At 57.1% G+C, this 17,485-nt stretch carries 15 protein-coding genes; 5 read left to right on the plus strand and 10 right to left on the minus strand.

Features of this window, described 5'->3' with window-relative positions; all coding sequences use genetic code 11:
• Window positions 1–228: 228 nt before the first annotated feature.
• Window positions 229–1,296, plus strand: a complete 1,068-nt coding sequence (locus ACP8J1_RS08720; protein ID WP_023021024.1) for a PDR/VanB family oxidoreductase — start codon at window positions 229–231, stop codon at window positions 1,294–1,296.
• 11 nt (window positions 1,297–1,307) lie between these two features.
• Here the strand turns inward: ACP8J1_RS08720 and ACP8J1_RS08725 are convergent, their stop codons facing one another.
• From ACP8J1_RS08725 to ACP8J1_RS08740, 4 genes are all read right to left on the minus strand, one after another.
• Window positions 1,308–2,285 (minus strand): DMT family transporter, encoded by a 978-nt coding sequence (locus tag ACP8J1_RS08725; RefSeq protein ID WP_232212606.1) that lies wholly within the window; start codon window positions 2,283–2,285, stop codon window positions 1,308–1,310.
• A gap of 112 nt (window positions 2,286–2,397) precedes the next feature.
• On the minus strand, window positions 2,398–3,771 hold the full coding sequence (accC, locus tag ACP8J1_RS08730) for an acetyl-CoA carboxylase biotin carboxylase subunit (protein ID WP_023021022.1): 1,374 nt from the start codon (window positions 3,769–3,771) through the stop codon (window positions 2,398–2,400).
• 33 nt (window positions 3,772–3,804) lie between these two features.
• Complete coding sequence (gene accB / locus ACP8J1_RS08735) at window positions 3,805–4,356, minus strand: acetyl-CoA carboxylase biotin carboxyl carrier protein (RefSeq protein WP_023021021.1); 552 nt, start codon at window positions 4,354–4,356, stop codon at window positions 3,805–3,807.
• A 2-nt stretch (window positions 4,357–4,358) separates the two neighbouring features.
• Complete coding sequence (locus ACP8J1_RS08740; protein ID WP_023021020.1) at window positions 4,359–5,918, minus strand: hypothetical protein; 1,560 nt, start codon at window positions 5,916–5,918, stop codon at window positions 4,359–4,361.
• A 398-nt stretch (window positions 5,919–6,316) separates the two neighbouring features.
• Here ACP8J1_RS08740 and ACP8J1_RS08745 point away from each other — a divergent pair, with 398 nt between their 5' ends.
• Window positions 6,317–7,669 carry an MFS transporter gene (locus ACP8J1_RS08745; RefSeq protein ID WP_023021019.1) on the plus strand — a complete coding sequence of 451 codons (1,353 nt, stop codon included), beginning with the start codon at window positions 6,317–6,319 and terminating at the stop codon, window positions 7,667–7,669.
• Between the two features lie 160 nt (window positions 7,670–7,829).
• Here ACP8J1_RS08745 and ACP8J1_RS08750 read toward each other — a convergent pair whose 3' ends face one another.
• Both ACP8J1_RS08750 and ACP8J1_RS08755 read right to left on the minus strand, forming a co-directional pair.
• Entirely contained in the window at window positions 7,830–8,471 is a 642-nt protein-coding gene (locus tag ACP8J1_RS08750; RefSeq protein WP_023021018.1) for a 3-oxoacid CoA-transferase subunit B, read from the minus strand.
• Window positions 8,472–9,215, minus strand: a complete 744-nt coding sequence (locus ACP8J1_RS08755; protein WP_023021017.1) for a CoA transferase subunit A — start codon at window positions 9,213–9,215, stop codon at window positions 8,472–8,474.
• Between the two features lie 115 nt (window positions 9,216–9,330).
• On the opposite strand from ACP8J1_RS08755, the gene ACP8J1_RS08760 reads away from it, so the two are divergent.
• Window positions 9,331–10,101 carry an IclR family transcriptional regulator domain-containing protein gene (locus tag ACP8J1_RS08760; RefSeq protein WP_023021016.1) on the plus strand — a complete coding sequence of 257 codons (771 nt, stop codon included), beginning with the start codon at window positions 9,331–9,333 and terminating at the stop codon, window positions 10,099–10,101.
• Window positions 10,102–10,113: 12 nt separating this feature from the next.
• Window positions 10,114–11,331, plus strand: coding sequence for an acetyl-CoA C-acetyltransferase (locus ACP8J1_RS08765; RefSeq protein WP_023021015.1), 1,218 nt, complete (start codon window positions 10,114–10,116; stop codon window positions 11,329–11,331).
• A 55-nt stretch (window positions 11,332–11,386) separates the two neighbouring features.
• Here the strand turns inward: ACP8J1_RS08765 and ACP8J1_RS08770 are convergent, their stop codons facing one another.
• The 3 genes from ACP8J1_RS08770 to ACP8J1_RS08780 form a co-directional block, all read right to left on the minus strand.
• Window positions 11,387–12,052, minus strand: a complete 666-nt coding sequence (locus tag ACP8J1_RS08770) for a DUF1707 SHOCT-like domain-containing protein (RefSeq protein WP_023021014.1) — start codon at window positions 12,050–12,052, stop codon at window positions 11,387–11,389.
• The gene (gene wecB, locus ACP8J1_RS08775; RefSeq protein WP_023021013.1) at window positions 12,049–13,272 is read right to left on the minus strand and encodes a non-hydrolyzing UDP-N-acetylglucosamine 2-epimerase; all 1,224 of its coding nucleotides are present in this window, start codon (window positions 13,270–13,272) and stop codon (window positions 12,049–12,051) included. The genes ACP8J1_RS08770 and wecB overlap by 4 nt, the downstream gene beginning before the upstream one ends.
• A gap of 86 nt (window positions 13,273–13,358) precedes the next feature.
• Window positions 13,359–14,639: an acid phosphatase gene (locus ACP8J1_RS08780; RefSeq protein ID WP_023021012.1), complete on the minus strand. Its 1,281-nt coding sequence runs from the start codon at window positions 14,637–14,639 to the stop codon at window positions 13,359–13,361.
• Window positions 14,640–15,071: 432 nt separating this feature from the next.
• On the opposite strand from ACP8J1_RS08780, the gene ACP8J1_RS08785 reads away from it, so the two are divergent.
• The gene (locus ACP8J1_RS08785; protein ID WP_023021011.1) at window positions 15,072–15,353 is read left to right on the plus strand and encodes a hypothetical protein; all 282 of its coding nucleotides are present in this window, start codon (window positions 15,072–15,074) and stop codon (window positions 15,351–15,353) included.
• A 66-nt stretch (window positions 15,354–15,419) separates the two neighbouring features.
• On the opposite strand, the gene dnaG is transcribed toward ACP8J1_RS08785, so the two are convergent.
• Entirely contained in the window at window positions 15,420–17,342 is a 1,923-nt protein-coding gene (gene dnaG / locus ACP8J1_RS08790; RefSeq protein WP_023021010.1) for a DNA primase, read from the minus strand.
• Window positions 17,343–17,485: the final 143 nt, after the last annotated feature.

Genomic DNA, 17,485 nt, shown 5'->3' on the forward strand with positions numbered 1-17,485 from the left:
TAATTTGAAGCCTTCACCCACCCATGTGGGTGTATCGAATGCGCTTAACTGGCCCAGTGTTACTACATTAGTGACATAGACCTCAGTTAGTGGCTACTATGTCCTCAATTACTTTAAAAGCTGAATGGCGTGAAGTGGTGCCGCGAAATGCGAATGAGCCGCACAGCGTTAGAACGCTTCACAGGCTTCCCTCGCTCCGCCCACGCCATTTAGCAGAAAGGGGCCACGATGGACGAAACTTCCTTAAAACACTCTCCGGCACGAGGCACAGCAAAAAGGAGCGAAGGTTCGCGGCTGCGGGCCACAGTGCAACAGGTCACCCCGGTCGCTGATGACCTTATGGTGCTGGAATTCTGCTTAAAGGATGGAGAGGAACTCCCCGACTACTCCCCCGGCTGCCACGTAGACGTCACGCTCACCGGGCCAGAAGAAATAGAATTAGTGCGCCAGTACTCCGTTTTTGAAATGCCATCCAAGGAGATCTCCAGTTATAACGCCGGTGCACACTTAACTTACGGCATCGCCGTCAAACGCGAAGAGAATTCGCGGGGTGGCTCCCTTGTCATGATGCAACTTCGCGCGGGCGATGAGTTACTTATCTCCCCAGCGCACAATAACTTCGAACTCGTTGACACCGCCAGCTACTATGTGCTCGCCGGCGCCGGTGTTGGTATTGCGCCTATGCTTTCCATGGCCCAATCGCTACAGCGCCAAGGCAAACCCTTCATGGTTCTCTACTTCGCCTCTAGCATTACCCGCGCCGTACTGCTGCCCCAATTGCGCAGCATATGCGGTGATAGTCTCATTGAAGTTTTTGGCTCACCCCGTGCACGGCAAGAAGAAATCTACCGACACCTGTTATCCCAAGCCCCGCAGGAAACAGTGTTTTATGTATGCGGTCCGCAAGGGTTCATGTCCGGCGCAAAGGAGGTAGTGCTGGACTATCTTCCCCACCAGAATTTCCACTGGGAAAACTTCCACCCTGATATGGAAGCGCTTAGCGGAGAGAAAAATGCCGGTGCAGGCGATTGCGCTTTCGACGTGGAATTTTGTGGGGAAACCGTACACGTTCCAGCCAATGTCACTGTACTCGAGGCACTCGAGGAAGCTGACTTGCCGGTGATGTCACGTTGTTTAGAAGGCACCTGCAGCACCTGCGTTATGAAAGTGATAGAAGGCGAGCCAGATCATCGAGATTCCGTCTTTAATGAGCAAATGCATGCAGACGGCGCCTTTGCGCCCTGCGTTTCACGGTCACTGGATAGACGCCTGGTGCTCGAGCGCTGGCGCCGCTAAGGCACTACGTTTTAGAGCGAACGCACCATCACGACCCCAATGATGACTAAGGCCAGTCCCACTACGCGGTGAATAGGGGGCAGTCCCCGGCGCGCATGCCCCCAGCCGAGCGACTCTACTACCTGACCGCACACAATTGATCCCACCAGCGATCCAATCACGGTTGTTCCCGTGCCCAAGATGGGAGAAAGCGTAGCCCCGCCAACCACGAAGAGAGCCCCTAGCACTCCACCGAACCACATCCACCATGGACCAGGGGCGGGACGGGTGAAAAGAGCACGCCGCGGACCAAGGGGGACAATAGACAGCACTGCAAGCAAAAGCACGCCGACCGCTAGAGAAATCTCGCCGGCGGGAAGGGGGCTGCCCAATGCACGGCCGAGGAAGCCGTTGACAGCAGTTTGGGTTGCTGAGCCCATTCCAATAAGAACCCCAAAAAGCCGCCACAACCACAGCTTCACACCACTGGCTGTGGCGTGCGTAGTAGCGGCACCGCGCCCGATTTCCAATACCAACGCGATTCCCACCAACACCACGGCCACCCCGAGGATGCGCAGCGGGCCGACTCCAACGTGTGGGGAATTAAATATGCCGGTGGTATCGCAAAGCAGGCCCATTGTTACCTGCCCCAAGATAGGCAAGATAACGGTCTCCACGCTGCCGATGCGAGGGAAAAGCAGAATATTTCCCACGATGAAGGAAACTCCCATAAACCCGCCGAGCCACACCCACCAAGGCTGTTGCGCAGCGGTGGCTAAATCCGGAATTAGGTGGCCGGTGAGCGCAAGAGCAATAAGCGCAGAAACGAACAAGCCAATAATAAAGGAAAAGAATCCCGCCACAATTGGGGAGCCAACGCTTTCACGAAACCGCGTATTAATGGCCGTCTGTACCGGCACTATGGCGCCGACCAGCAGGGCGGCAATGACCAACATAGGGCGTCCTTTCTTATAAGCAGCTGGGGCATCGCCAAGCATGGTTTCTGCCACATTGCACAATGCAGAAACACTGAAAGTGCAGGCCCAGGGTTGTGGGACCTGCACTCTCGGAGTGGCGGCAGCACTGCCATGAGATGGTGCGGGCTAGCTACCAGAAGATTTATTAATCCGCGGGAATGGAGTCAGTGTTCTCCAGTAGCTTGGCCACATAACCGGTATTGAACTCACCGCTGCGGAACTTTTCGCTATCGAGCAACATCGCCTGGAACGGCGCAGTCGTCACCACGCCCTCCACCTCTAACTCATCGATAGCGCGCAGCATTCGAGCGATGGCTTCATCGCGATCTTCTGCCCACACGATAAGTTTGCCGACCATAGAATCATAGAAAGGTGGGATGGTGTAGCCGGTTTCGATGTGGGTATCCATGCGTACACCAAAGCCGCCTGGAACGCGATAGTGTTCGATCTTGCCGGGGCGAGGAGCGAAGTTTTGGTTCGGGTCCTCAGCATTGATGCGGCATTCAATAGCGTGGCCGCGTATCTCAATATCGTCCTGCCTGATGGACAACTTCTGTCCGGAGGCAATGCGTAGCTGCTCCTTGATGAGGTCCACGCCGGTGATCATTTCCGTGACCGGGTGCTCGACTTGGATACGGGTATTCATCTCGATGAAGTAGTACTTGTTTTCCGTGTTGTCGAAGACGAACTCGATGGTACCGGCGTTTTTGTATTTAACTTCCTTGCACAGGTTGATGGCAGCTTCCTGCATACCCGCTCGGAGTTCCTCGGTCAGGACCGGGGACGGGCCTTCCTCAATAAGCTTCTGGTTACGGCGCTGGGAGGTACAGTCACGCTCTCCCAAGGCCACGACGTTCTCTCCATCCGAAAGCACCTGAATCTCAATGTGCCTAATATCGGTGAGATAGCGCTCGATGTACACCGAGGGATCGTTGAACGCCGATTCGGCCTCGTTCATGATCTCATTGAGATCTTTTTCCAGCGTGTCCTCGGATTCAACCACACGCATGCCACGACCACCGCCGCCGGCTGCCGCCTTAATAAGCAGCGGGAAGCCCGTATTTCGGGCAACTTCCATTGCCTCATCAATTTCGGTGACTACGCCATCGGAGCCGGGCACAGTAGGCACGCCGGCGGCTTGCGCGATGCGCTTTGCCTCGATCTTATCTCCCATCAAACCGATGTGTTCGGCAGAGGGGCCGACAAAGCCGATGTTTTCTTCTTCTACCATTCGTACAAAGTCAGGCTTTTCAGATAGGAATCCGTAGCCGGGGTGAATGGCGTCGGCCTTAAAAGCCATTGCTGCAGAAAGGATGAGCTCGGGGCTGTTATAGCTTTTCGCGGCGTTGGCTGGGCCGATGCAAACGGCCTTATCAGCTAGTTTAACGGGCAAGGAATCCTTATCACCCTCAGAGTAGACGAGGATGGATTTTATCCCCAGCTCCTTGCAGGCGCGGATAACACGCAATGCGATCTCACCGCGGTTGGCAATCAGAACGCTATTTAAGAGATCTGACATGTTTTCCTCCAGATCGTTGTGCGGGAACGGGGCTTACTTTGGTTCGATGATCATAAGTGGCTGGCCGTGCTCAACGGCATCCTCGTTATCCACGAGGATTTCCTTGACCGTTCCGGCGAACTTGGCCTCAATATTGTTCATCAGCTTCATAACCTCGACGATGCACAGCACCTGTCCTACCTCGACCTCATCGCCAACCTTGACGAATGGGTCTGCGCCCGGCTTCGGGGAAGCATAGTAGGTACCAACCATAGGCGCGGTGACAGTCTCGCCCTCTGCTGCCGGAGCTCCGGAAGCCTTTGGCTCCTCCTGAGCAGCGGGTTCTTGTGCAGCGGGAGCTGGTGCAGGCTCCGCTTGGGCCGGCGCCTGCTGTACGGGAGCTTGCTCTGCTGGGGATGCGGATGGAGCAGCTGCAGGCGCGGCAGCTGGTGCCGGAGCCGGGGCTGGGCGGTCGAGGCCGCCAGGCGTGCGGGACATGGCGAGTTCGATGTCGCCATACTTGATCTGCAGCTCCTGGATGTCATCGGAAAGGTTGGCCCACTTCAGGAGGGCCTTCAGATCCTGCAGGTTGGTGGTATCAGTCATGATTACTTTTCTCCTTTAGTGAGGTTAATTTCCAGGTCAGAGGTCTTGAGGTGGAAGTCGGTGGTATCGGAAGAGTTGTAGATTTGCTGGACGAGGGAGGTCAAGACGCCTCCTTTGACGCCTTCGCCCTCGCCGGCGCGGCCCTCAGCTACGAAGCGCTTCATTTCATCGACTTGGCTGCCGGCGAACATAACGCGCAAAAGCAGGGTGTCGATGTCCTCGTCCGGATGCGCCTCTTTCAGGCCCGGCAGTACTGGCTTGAGTTCTGGGATTTCCTCGGTGATTTCGGAGGAACCGTTGGCCAGGATCTTTTCCAATACCTCTGGGTCCAGCGGGGCCAGAGGTTCACCGTAGTAGCCCAGGGCATACTTCTTAATCTCATTTGGGACCACGGAGTAGCGCTCACCAGTCATCACATTCATGACGGCCTGTGTACCCACGAACTGGGCAAATGGCGTAATCATGATGGGGTATGCCAGCTCTTCTCGCACGCGAGCCACCTCATAGAGAAGCTCCTCAAATCGGTCTCCTAGGCCCGCAGTTTCCAGCTGAGATTCGAAGTTCGTCAGCATGCCGCCTGGCAGCTGGTGCATGTAGTGGAGGCCGTCGAAAGCACGCGGCACACCCACCGGCTTATCCTCAGTATCGGCGATTTCTTGGATCCGGTCGCTGGCAGAGGCGATGCGATCATCGTCAACGTTGACGGTATAGCCGAGCGCCCGCAGATCTCGTACCAAGGCCTGGGTCGCAGGCTGACCGGGGCCGTTGGCAAGCGGAGCGATGGAGGTGTGAATGGAATCCACGCCCAACTCCGCGCCAAAGAGATAGGTCAATGGGGACAAGCCGGTCAGGGAGTGGGTGTGTACCTCCAGCGGGATATCTTCTCCAATGGAGCTGCGGATAGCCGGGATAAGGGTTCTCATGCGGTCCGGAGTGAGCAATCCGCCGGCGTCCTTCAGCATGATGCGGTCGACGTCGGTGCGTTCAAGCAGCTCCTCCGCCTTTTGCTTGTAGAGCTCATCGGTGTGCACTGGGCTAAGGCAGTAGGACAGCGCACCAAAGGTCTCAGCGCCAAGTTCCTTGGCAAGCTTGAGGCCCTTGTCAATGTTGTCGATGTCATTGAGCCCATCAAAAGAACCAATGACACGGAAGCCGTTGGCATAAAGGCGTTCAGTCCAGTTAAGGATGGCATCATCCGGCAGGAAGTCAAAGGATGCTAGATTCTTGGAGCGAATCAGCGCGCGGAACTTAGTACCGGGGGCGGCATGCTCGTGGACGAGGCGCACACGTTCCCACGGATCCTCTTTGAGATACCGCACGGCCACGTCGAACTGAATGGGGGCAACTAGGTCAACGTGCTCGAACCCGGCATTGGTGATGTCATCCAGCAGAGAAAGGATGTGTTCCGTGGTCATGCGGGTGGCCCAGATACTCTGGTGCGCATCGCGCAGGGTGGTATCGATGATCTTAATTTCACGCTCGCTATCGGCTGGGCGTCCGCCCGCGGCCATGACTTCGGCGAGGCTTTCTGTGCTCAATTCCTCGGGACTAAGAGCAGTCATAAATCCCTCCTTAGGGTGTGGCTCCGACAAGACTCGGGTGGCTTAGGACTCATACCTTTCCGTCCGTGTCATGTGTCACACGCTACACCAGTGTCCACCACTGTGAACCTAAAACTTTTACCTAAGGAGGGCTTTCCCGCCGTTATCCAAGCTCAGAAACGCTAGACATTTACCCAACTACCCCCAAGTGGGGTCACAATGCGCACCCAAGTTCACAATGCGAACCATAAATCTAACCACAGGTTGTCCCCGAAAGGGGTTCATCACGTGCAGTTTCTCACGCGGTAAACAACATCAATAGCGTCAGACGATCTCAATACTTTGGATCCTCGCCGCCCATTTGTGTGATCTAGGTAATATTTTTCCCAACCGTCCCGGTCCCATTACAAGGAGAACTCATGACATCCACCACCAAACCGACATCGCCACCAGATACCGAATCCGGCAAAAACGCAGCTTCTACCACCGACGTCAAATCCCTAGGAGCCAGCCTTACCGGGCAAATCCTAGAGTGGTATGAGTGGAGCTCCTATGCAGTCTTTGCCCCATTCATTGCCACCGCAATGTTCAATAAGGGCGACTCCACCTCCGCCCTTTTAGCTACCTTCGGCGTTTTTGCCGTTGGTTTCCTGGTGCGTCCACTCGGAGGAATCGTCTTCGGCCGCGTAGCAGATAAGCGCGGCCGAAAATCCGTACTTATGATGACCATCATCATGATGGCCATCGCCTCCGCGATCATCGGAGTCATGCCCACCTATGAGCAGATCGGCATTTGGTCCTCTGTGGGTCTTTTGGTGATCCGTATCCTGCAGGGCTTCGCCCACGGCGGTGAATCAGCTGCCGCCAATAGCTATATCCCAGAAATCGCCCCCAACGCCCACCGCGGTAAATGGGGCTCTATGGTCTACGTTTCCATTTTCGGTGGCTCCGTCATCGCCTACGTGCTCGGCGGCCTAATCTCCCTCGTACTCAATGATGACCAACTTGCCTCATGGGGTTGGCGCATCCCCTTCTTCCTCTGCGCGCTCTCTGCCTGTGTAGCGCTATACCTACGCCGCCACATGAAAGAGTCTGATCACTTCAAGGAAATTGACAGTTCCGAGCCCAGCGTAGACACCCCAGCGCGCAAGGAGCGCGCAGCAATCCCTCAATCTGCCTCCGCTACTCGTCCGGCTTGGATCAATATCCTGCTCGTTATCGGCATGGTCTCCGGCGTTACTTCCGCGCACTACACGTGGACCTCCTACGTTTCTACCTATGCCATTAGCCACGAAGGAATGACCACACAAGGCGCGTACTGGGTCACGGTGGTTGCTCAAGTTGCTGGCCTTATCGCTCTACCGCTGTGGGGCAGTCTCTCGGACAAGATTGGGCGCAAACCCGTCATCTATATCTGCGCGGTAGGTATGGCCGTTTTGCAAATCCCACTCATGGCGTTGATCGATTCCCGTCCGTGGACCCTGTTCGTCGCTTCTACTGTAGGCGTGATTATCGTCGCCGCCGGTGGTGCGCTGCTATCTTCCATCATGTCCGAGGTCTTCCCTACCGCCCAGCGCACGCATAGTATCGGTCTTGCATACTCCCTCTCTGTAGCTGTCTTTGGCGGAACCGCGCCCTATATCTACCAGTGGTTTGTCGCGCACGATCTGGCGTGGGCCTCTGGCTTTTATGTCATCGCCCTATGCGTCCTCACCATCATTAGCATGTACATTCTCCCTGAAACCAAGGGTGTAGACCTACGCGATGTCTAACTAGTACCTCTCTCATTCCCACCTAGGGCTGGGCCGAAGCATAAATCATTTCGGCCCAGCCTTTAGCTAATTCAGCACCAAAGAACCCCACTCATTAGAAATGAAAAAGAAAGCCCGCCTTCCGGGTGCTAGAAGGCGGGCTTTCGGGAACAGTTCAGGACTAAGACAGGTCCAGCGTGAATGGGGCATCAGTAACCTCGCGGATGGAGTCCTCAGTCTCCCCCTCAGCCATCTGAACTAAGGTCAGACCTTCTAACTCATCAACCTCGAAGACGGCGCGGTCCGTAATAATAAGATCCACGCAACGCGCGCCGGTGAGCGGCAGTTGGCATTCTGAAAGGATTTTGGACTTGCCATGTTTGGACACGTGCTGCATCATCACCACGATGCGTTTGGCGCCATGAACCAAATCCATGGCACCGCCCATACCTTTGATCATCTTGCCCGGAATCATCCAATTGGCAAGGTCTCCGAATTGGGATACTTCCATGGCACCAAGTACCGCTACGTCGATAGCGCGTGATCGAATCATTCCAAAGGATTCCGAAGAAGAAAAGAATGAAGCTCCGGGAGCAGCAGTGATGGTCTCTTTGCCAGCATTGATAAGTTCCGGGTCCACCTTATCTTCGGCCGGGTACGGACCTACGCCCAAGATGCCATTTTCAGAATGAAGCACCACTTCGAGGCCCTCTGGGAGGAATCCAGGAATCAACGTTGGCATGCCAATTCCTAGGTTGACGTAGTCGCCGTTTTTCAATTCCTGTGCGGCCCGAGCCGCCATTTCTTCACGTGACCAGGTCATTTACTTGCTCACCGTCCTAAATTCGATTCCAGTTTCTTGCTTTCCCACTTCTACGACGCGATCGACGTAGATGCCCGGCACGTCAACCTCGGCCGGCGGAATCGCCTCCACCAATTCTTCTGCCTGCACAATGGTGATATCAGCGCAACGAGCGGCATCCGGGTTAAAGTTCTGCGCAGTCTTGGCAAAAGCTAGGTTGCCGTATCGATCTGCGCGAGCGGCATGAACGAAGGCAAAATCTGGGGTCAGTGCCTCCTCCAGCACGTAGAGCTCGCCGTTAAACTCACGAGTTTCCTTCGGCTTAGAAGTCTGTGCTATGGACCCATCCGGGTTATAGCGGGTGGGGATATCCCCTTCCGCAAGCGGGGTTCCCACGCCGGCCTTGGTATAGAAGGCGGGAATGCCAGCACCGCCGGCACGCATACGCTCTGCCAACGTTCCCTGCGGGGTAAATTCCACAGTCAGTTCTCCTTCGAGATACTGGCGGGCGTACTCCTTATTCGTTCCGAGATAGGAACCAATAGAGCGGGAAATGCGATGATCTTTAAGCAAGAGCCCGAGCCCGAAATCGTCGGTACCAAGATTATTGGAAATGATGGTGAGGTCTCCAGAGCCGAGTTCACGCAGAGCATCAATTAGACGCGCCGGAATTCCCACGAGCCCGAATCCGCCCACCGCAATGGAAGCGCCGTCTGGAATATCTGCTACGGCATTTTCTACTGAGTCGATGACTTTATCTAACATGGCTTCAGCCTACGTGTGGTTCATATGTTGCACAAGGGTTCACAATGCGAACACTTTTGGATACAATTACGAGATGTAGGCCACTTCATCAATTTCTAGAATCGGAGACCACACCTTGAACGACACCCCCACGGTGCAGTCACTCGCCCGCGGATTAGCCGTTTTGCACTCTTTTAATGGCGAGCGCCCACGCCAGACTCTGGCCCAGGTTGCCGAGGTCACAGGGCTAGCACGTGCCACTGCACGTCGTTTTTTGCACACCTTGGTAACGGAGGGGTACGCGCGCACGGATGGCTCTGAGTTTTGGCTTACCCCCCGGGTTTTGGAACTGGGCTATTCCTACTTATCGAGTTTGGGTCTTCCCGATATTGCCCAGCCCCATTTGAGGGAGTTATCCACCAAACTCGATGAATCCTGCTCTGTCAGTGTGTTGGATAGGGACACCGTGGTTTATATTGCCCGCGCCGCTGCACACCGCATCATGGCCACCAATATCACCATCGGCACCCGCTTTCCCGCGCACGCGACCTCAATGGGACAGGTACTGTTAGCGGATCTCACTCCATCGCAGTTGGACGAATTCCTAGAAACGGCGTCGCTGGAGAAAGTCACCCCTCACACGCTCACCGCACCCGCAGATCTTCAGGCGCGCCTAGCGGAGATCCGGAAACGCGGTTGGGTCATCGTAGACCAAGAGCTGGAGAAGGGCCTGCGTTCCATTGCAGTTCCTATTCGCGATGGTTCGGGCCGCACTGCTGCAGCCATCAATGTCTCAACCCAAACATCCGTCTATTCCACTGAGGATCTCACCACGCGCATCCTGCCGGAGCTCATCGCAACCTGCAAGGCAATCTCCCATGACCTTGCCACCACCGAACTTTCTTAAAGGAGAATTATCATGCACACCCGCGACGTAGTCCTTTGCTACCCCAAGCGCACCCCCGTCGGCCGTTATGGTGGCGCGCTAAAGTCCGTCCCCGTCCAAGAATTAGCTAGCCTCGTGGTCAAGACCATTGTGGAAGAGTCCGGTATCGACCCCACCAAAATCGATGACGTCATCTTGGGCCAAGGCTCCCCTAATGGTGCCGCACCCGCTTTGGGCCGCGTGGCTGCCTTAGACGCTGGCCTGCCCACCACCGTGCCTGGTATGCAGCTCGATCGCCGCTGCGGATCGGGTCTGCAGGCCATTATTACCGCAGGTGCCCACATTGCTACTGGCGCTGCCGATGTCATCATCGCCGGCGGCGCGGAGTCTATGTCCCGCACCGAATACACCGTTGATGCGGATGTACGCTGGGGAGCAAAGGGAGGAAATATGATCTTTCGCGATCGCCTCCAAGAAGCCCGCGAGGCCGCCGGCGGAAAGCACCACCCGATTGCCGGCGGCATGATTGAGACCGCCGAAAATCTCCGCCGCGAATACTCCATCGAGCGCGTCGCCCAAGACGAGCTCGCTGCACGTTCCCACCGCAATGCCGCCGCTGCACAGGAACAATCGCTTTTCGACGCCGAAATCATCCCCGTCACCGTCCCCCAGCGCAAGGGGGAGCCTATCGTCGTAGACAAGGATGAACATGTCCGCCCAGATTCCAGTACAGACAAGCTATCTAAACTGCGCGCGGTCATGCGCAAGGAGGACGAAGAGGCAACGGTTACCGCCGGTAATGCCTCGGGCCAAAACGATGGTGCCGCGGCCGTCCTAGTGACTACCCGTGAAAAAGCCGAGGAGCTGGGTCTTACCCCAATGGTCACGCTCAAGGGATGGGCCCTAGCCGGCGTGGATCCGGAACGCATGGGTATCGGCCCGGTGGAGGCTTCCCGCAAGGTTATGGATCGCCTCGGCATCACCTTCGATGATCTTGACCTCATTGAGCTCAATGAGGCCTTTGCCGCCCAAGCGCTGGCTGTACTCAAAGAATGGGACATTTCGGCAGATGATCCGCGCTTCAACCCTCACGGTTCTGGCATTTCGCTCGGCCATCCCGTGGGTGCTACCGGTGCCCGCATCGTCGTCACCGCCGCGCATCACCTTCACCGCACCGGCGGTAAGCTCGCGCTGGTTACCATGTGCATTGGAGGCGGACAAGGTCTAGCAGCGATCATCGAGGCCGACTAAGCACTGGCCCACGCTCATTAGTGCAAGTGGTTGCTTGCACTACAATCGCGCTTGGTTACTCGCCGTAGCGGCGCCCCACGTGAACGTCTACGCCGCCGAAGAGGCTATAGCAGTTCACAATAATTTCTGGCGCGTCTACTGGGAGGTCATTCGGATGGATGGCGCCGTTCTCTACCTTGAGGTCATGTCCGCCAAAGAGTCCAACGCCGCTGACGTGGACGCGGAAGCCTTCGGGAATATAAACATCGACGCCACCAAAGACGCCCGCCGCGTTGATGGTGGTAGTACGACTGTGCAGGGCGACGCCCGTGAGATCGATGTCCACGCCACCGAAAAAGCCCAACGCCGTCAGAGAACGAGCTACTGCCCCGCCGCTGACAGTAGACCCGCCGAAGATCCCCACCGCAAGGGAGCGGGTCTCCTGCACGCTCGGCTGCACCTGGCGGATAGCCTGCTCCACCTTGGCGATGGCTTTGGATTCTTGCTGGCCCGCATAGGCCTTTGCGATTTTTCGTTCTTGCCCGAACAGGAGAATTTCTGGGTCCTCTACAAGGTCAGCCAGCGGCTCGATGAGCTCAGCGCGAGTCGTCGCATTAACGCAGGCGGCCGAGCGTTTTTCAAAATCATCGAGGTCAATCTGCCCTGCCGAAAGCGCATCTCCTAAAATGTCTGCAGCTTTCATGCGCTCTCGGTGGTTACAGCGGATATCCAGCGGTTTCATACCTTTAATATATCCGCTTTCTCCGGCAGGCGCGCGAGTGATTCCTCGCCTTTGGGCCCCTTAGAGGAACCTGCCTCCGGCAGAAAATCCTCTACGCGCTCGCCTACCCCGGTCAACTCTGCGATAGCCGCAATAGCACGCTGCGCGCCCTTGCCGTCACCATAAGGATTGACGGCGTTGGCCATGGCGTCGAATGCGGCGGCGTCGGAAAGCAAAAGCTTTGCCTCTGCCACAATGAGCTCGCGATTAGTGCCCACCAGCTTAACCGTGCCGGCAACGACGGCTTCGGGGCGCTCGGTGTTTTGGCGCATGACTAGCACCGGCTTGCCCAATGCTGGTGCCTCCTCCTGGACTCCGCCAGAGTCAGTCAGGATGATGGTGGCACGGTTTTGTAGCTGCGTGAACTGGTCATAAGGCAGCGGATCCGTGATGATGATATTTGGCAGGTGCTCGACCTCCGGCAGGACCGCCTGGCGCACCTTGGGGTTGAGGTGCAGCGGCAATGCGAAGTTAATCTCCGGATAGGCTTTTGCCAAGTCCTTAACTGCGCCACCGATCTCCTTCATCGCCTCAAGGTTCTCGCGGCGGTGGGTGGTAACTACTACAAGCCGCTTATCGGACTCTGCGGCTTCCTGCAGGGCAGGGTCTGCGAACTTCGTGTCCCACGATGCTGCTTCCAGCAGAGCGTCAATGACGGTATTACCGGTGACCACAATGTCCTTGGAACGCACATTCTCGCGGCGCAGGTTCTCCATCGAGCCTGCGGTTGGAGCCAGATGCAGCTCGGCTACCTGGCCAATGAGCTTACGGTTAGCTTCTTCTGGGAACGGCGAGTGGATATCGCCGGTACGCAAACCGGCTTCAAGGTGAACGATCTTGACCCCGCGATGGAAACCGGCAAGTGCTGCAGCCATAGCCGTAGAGGTATCGCCCTGGGAGATAATGACGTCCGGCTTTTCTTCTTCGATGATGGAATCCAGACCCGCAATTGCGCGGGACACAATCTCATTGAGTCCCTGGCCCGGCTTCATAAGCCCCAAATCATGCTTCGGGGTAATGCCAAACATGGTGTTGACCTGCTCCAGCATCTCCTTGTGCTGACCAGTAGAAACCGGAATGGATTCAAAGCGCTCATCATTATCCAGCGCCTTAACGACGGGGGCGACCTTAATGGCCTCCGGCCGGGTGCCGTAAACGGTCATTATTTTGGGCTTAGTCACTAATCTTTTCCTTTAGAGTGACGGAGATATTTCTAAATTGAACCATGTGCGGGAGAGCTGTACCCCCGCTCAGGTATTGGAGCGTTCTAGCCGCTGACGCTCACGCCGCCGTCTGGGGCGATGGTCACCCTGGCCGCCATGGCGCGGGCTAGATCGAGACGCTGCCACGAGCCTCCCTCTGCTTGCCAATCCAATGGGTTGCCGGCTGGACGCGCGGTCTGGCGCAGCACCTCGGCGCGCTGGTCCCAGCTGAGCTCTGGATGGGATGCGGCAAGCAGCACTGGAGCGGCCTGCGGAACTACCATCGGGGCGTCGGTTCGGTAGCGCGGGGCAAAGTCATAGTCCATGAGCTTGGAGTATTGCTCCACCGCATCCTGGGTGGACCGATAGTCGGTGCCCTCTACCCGATCCTGGGCCACCAATTCTTCCACCGTCTTGCCGGTGCGCCACTTAATTTCCTTGCGCACTTCCATCGAGGCTTGCCACAGGGCATTGCGCATGCGCTTGTCATTCAAGCGGTCAGCCGCGGCGGCCTGGCCTGTCATGCGCCCACCGATGACATCCAGCGGGTAATGCACGCCCAGTACTACGCGGTGGTTGCCGGCCTCCGCGCCGCGCAGCATGAGCTGTGGGCCTACCTCAGGCAGCATGAAGGACATCAGCGTGGTAATCCACGTTGCCTGATTGGTATGGCCCGAAGGGAAGGCTGGCGAGGTGGGATAGAGATCCTTGGAGCCATCGTCATAGCGCTTAATCGCCTGCGGCGCGCGCTGGTACGGGCGTTGATAGTTGAAGTAGTACTTCTCCGACATCGTGGAATTGGCCAGTCCGCCTGCGCGGGCCGCATAGCCATTTCCTAGGAGGTATTCGGTCTTGGGCAGGCGGTGCTCGGCCAAGGCAGCGCGGAAGGCATCGCCTAGGTTCTTGCCCATCGAGTCAGAAACGGCGTTGAGCACGCTCGTCGAGCTGGCCTTGGCATCGGCCTGCGCGCGGCGGATCAAAGCGGGGTCACCGGCTGCGGCGTTATTGATGGCCACGGCCTTGTCCATATTTTCTTGGCGGATTTCTGGCTGAGCCTTGATGTGATCAAAAAGCTGGACTACCTGCCAGTAGTTGCCAAATTGATAAGAGGAAACATCGGATTCAAAGCCCGCGATATAGTCCGTGCTAAACGGCTCTGGAACCGGGGCACCGGGGTGCTGGACCGGAGGAGCGCCGGTGGTCTGCTGGGTAACAGGCTCGCGGAGCTGTGGCACGGCCACGGGGAGGGCGGCGCTGGCAGCCGGTGCCAGCGTTATGGTCAGTCCGGTGGCCGCGCACAAGGCGAGTGCGCGAACTGCCGGGCGGAGTTTATTCCGATAGTTCAACGTGGAAACCTTTCACTAGTAACGAATTCCCACGCATAATATCTAGCTAAAGTTACAAAAAGGTGAACGTGACGCTAAACCCGCATGCACAAAGCTGGGACGGTGACTACACCTTCCCGGTACTATCTAGCAATCCTCGGACCAAGCTGAAGCTTTCTGCGTAGTAGCAACACCGGTGTTCTGGTTACTCGATTCTGCCGAAATACTCGCGGTAAATAGCGCGGCCAGCGCTACTGCTGAGGCCGCGGCCGAGTCCCTACGCGCGTTTATGTCCACCTCTTTAAACTAGCGCGAATTCCTGTTTATGAAAAGAGCTGTTCTACAGCAAATCGAGCTTTACCCCTTAACGGTGGCTAGCAGCGAGCGACGGGCCTTCGCGGTAGGCTGGTGGAGAACTTTTACTCGTACTGGAATAAGGGGACACGCTAAATAATGATCCAATTCGTCTTCGGCGCCGCAGCAGGATACGTTTTTGGCACCAAAGCAGGCCGCAAGCGCTACCACCAGATCAAGGGCGCCTACGAGAAGGCTATCAACTCCCCCGTGACCAAATCTGCCGTCACTTCTGCACGCAAGGCAGTAGCCAACCGCTTGGATCCGGAACCGCGCATGCGCGAGGTTCGCGATCTCTCCTCCAAGCGCAAGGGCAAAGGCCGGCTGCGCGGCTCCCAGGTAGACAACGCGGACCGCATTTATGAACCTGATGAGGACTAAATTAGTTTCAGCCTCTTCCCTCCCCTCGCTGCGCACCTAAATCGGTGACAGGGCGAGGGGATATTTTTAACCTTGGGGAGGCGTGCCGCGGAAGGCGCGGTCATTGAGATCGCGACGGGCTTGCTCTAAAGCGACGAGGTCAGCAAAAAGCGAGTTATAGCTAGCCTCATCATCGGAGGGACGCATGCGGCCAAGACGAGCCTTCAACTGGGCGATTTGATCGCCCACCACCGTCTCTTGCAATCGGGAGAGCACGGAGTCGGCGTATTTTTCGGGACCGACGTCGGTTGGCAAAATGGCCTCTACGGCAAGCTCCGAGACGAAGTTGCGGCCGGTAAGGTCCTGCATTTCGCCGGCCACCGCGGCGATCCACTCCACGGCCGGCATGGTGGCGCCCTGAGCTGCGCCACCCACGGTAGAAATGGCTTGGCGCACGAGGCGGTAGGCGTCGTTGGTATAGGCGTCGGCAGTAATGCCATCGAAATAGGAACCTGCCACCTGCGGCATCTGCAAGGCCAGCTTGAGGGCCTCGCGCTGAGGCCACAGGTGGGTCTCCTTCGGGCTCGGCGGATGGATCATCGGCACGTCCTGCTGTGCCGGCTGCTGCTTCGCATTGTCGAAGCGACGAATGGTGGGCTTTTCGGCTTTCTTGGGCTTGCGTGCCTCCGCGCGCACCTGCCGGAGAACCTCTTCCGGATCCGGCCAGCCCACCCAACCTGCTAGACGCCGGGCATATTCACGCTGCAAAGGTTGATCACGGATCTGTGCGACCACGGGTACCGCGCGGCGCAGGGCCTGCAGGCGCCCCTCGGCGCTGTCAATGCTGTATTCCGCGATGACGGACTGGATAACGAACTCGAACATGGGGATGCGGTCCGCGATGAGCTCGCGCACGGCGGCATCGCCTTTGTGCAGACGCAGATCGCACGGATCCATGCCGTCGGGCGCTACGGAGACAAAGGATTGACCGGTGAACTTTTGCTCGCCGTCAAAGGCGCGCATGGCGGCCTTCTGCCCTGCCTCATCGCCGTCAAAGGTATAGATGAGCTCGCCATTGAAGTAGGAATCATCCAGCATGAGTCGGCGCAGCACCTGCAGGTGCTCGCCGCCAAAGGCGGTGCCACAGGAAGCAACAGCGGTCTTGACGCCTGCGGCATACATGGCCATGACATCCGTGTAGCCTTCTACCACCACGGCTTGGTGGTTTTCGGCGATATTGCGCTTGGCCAAATCGAGGCCAAAGAGCACCTTGGACTTGCGGTAGAGCATGGTCTCAGAGGTGTTCATGTACTTGCCGAGCTTGTCGTCGTCGAAAAGCTTGCGGGCGCCAAAGCCAATGACGTTGCCGGAAAGGTCCTTAATCGGCCACAGCAAACGACGATGGAAGCGGTCGATGGGACCACGCTTGCCCATCTTGGAAATGCCAGCTGCTTCCAGCTCTTCAAAGGAAAAGCCTAGGCGCAGCAGGTGTTTGGTAGCCGTATCCCATCCCTCTGGGGCATAGCCGCACTCGAAGTCATAGATGACCTCGCGGGAAAAACCGCGATCCAGCAGGAAATCGCGGGCTGTAGCCGCTTGTGGGGTCTCCAACTGCTGGCGGTAAAACTCGTGGGCGGCTTTATTGGCAGCGATGAGGCGCTGCCGCGTGCCCGGCTTCTCATTGCGCGCGCCCGTAGAACCGCCCTGGTAGTTGATGTGATAGCCGATCTTCTGCGCTACCGCTTCAACCGCTTCTGGGAAGGAGACCTGCTCCATTTCCATCAGGAAGCTGAATACATCGCCACCCTTGCCGGTGGAAAAGCAGTGGTAGTAGCCGCGCTGCGGGCGCACGTGAAAGGACGGAGTCTTTTCATCCTTGAAGGGGCTAAGGCCCTTAAGCGAATCGTGCCCGGCGGGCTTGAGCTGCACGTACTCGCCGACGATTTCTTCTAAAGGCGCGCGTTCACGGATAGCTTGGATATCGCTGTCCGGAATTCTGCCTTTTGCCATGCGTACAGACTACCCCGCGCGCGGTGGGAATGTTCAAATAGCTAGGGCAGGATGGTGACGTTGAACAGGGTTCACAGTTTGGACGCAAATTACCCTCTGTTGGGGTACTTTCCACATACTGTTACCTACCCCCGTGACGGGGC

It is taken from the genome of Corynebacterium sp. LaCa_205, assembly GCF_057458085.1.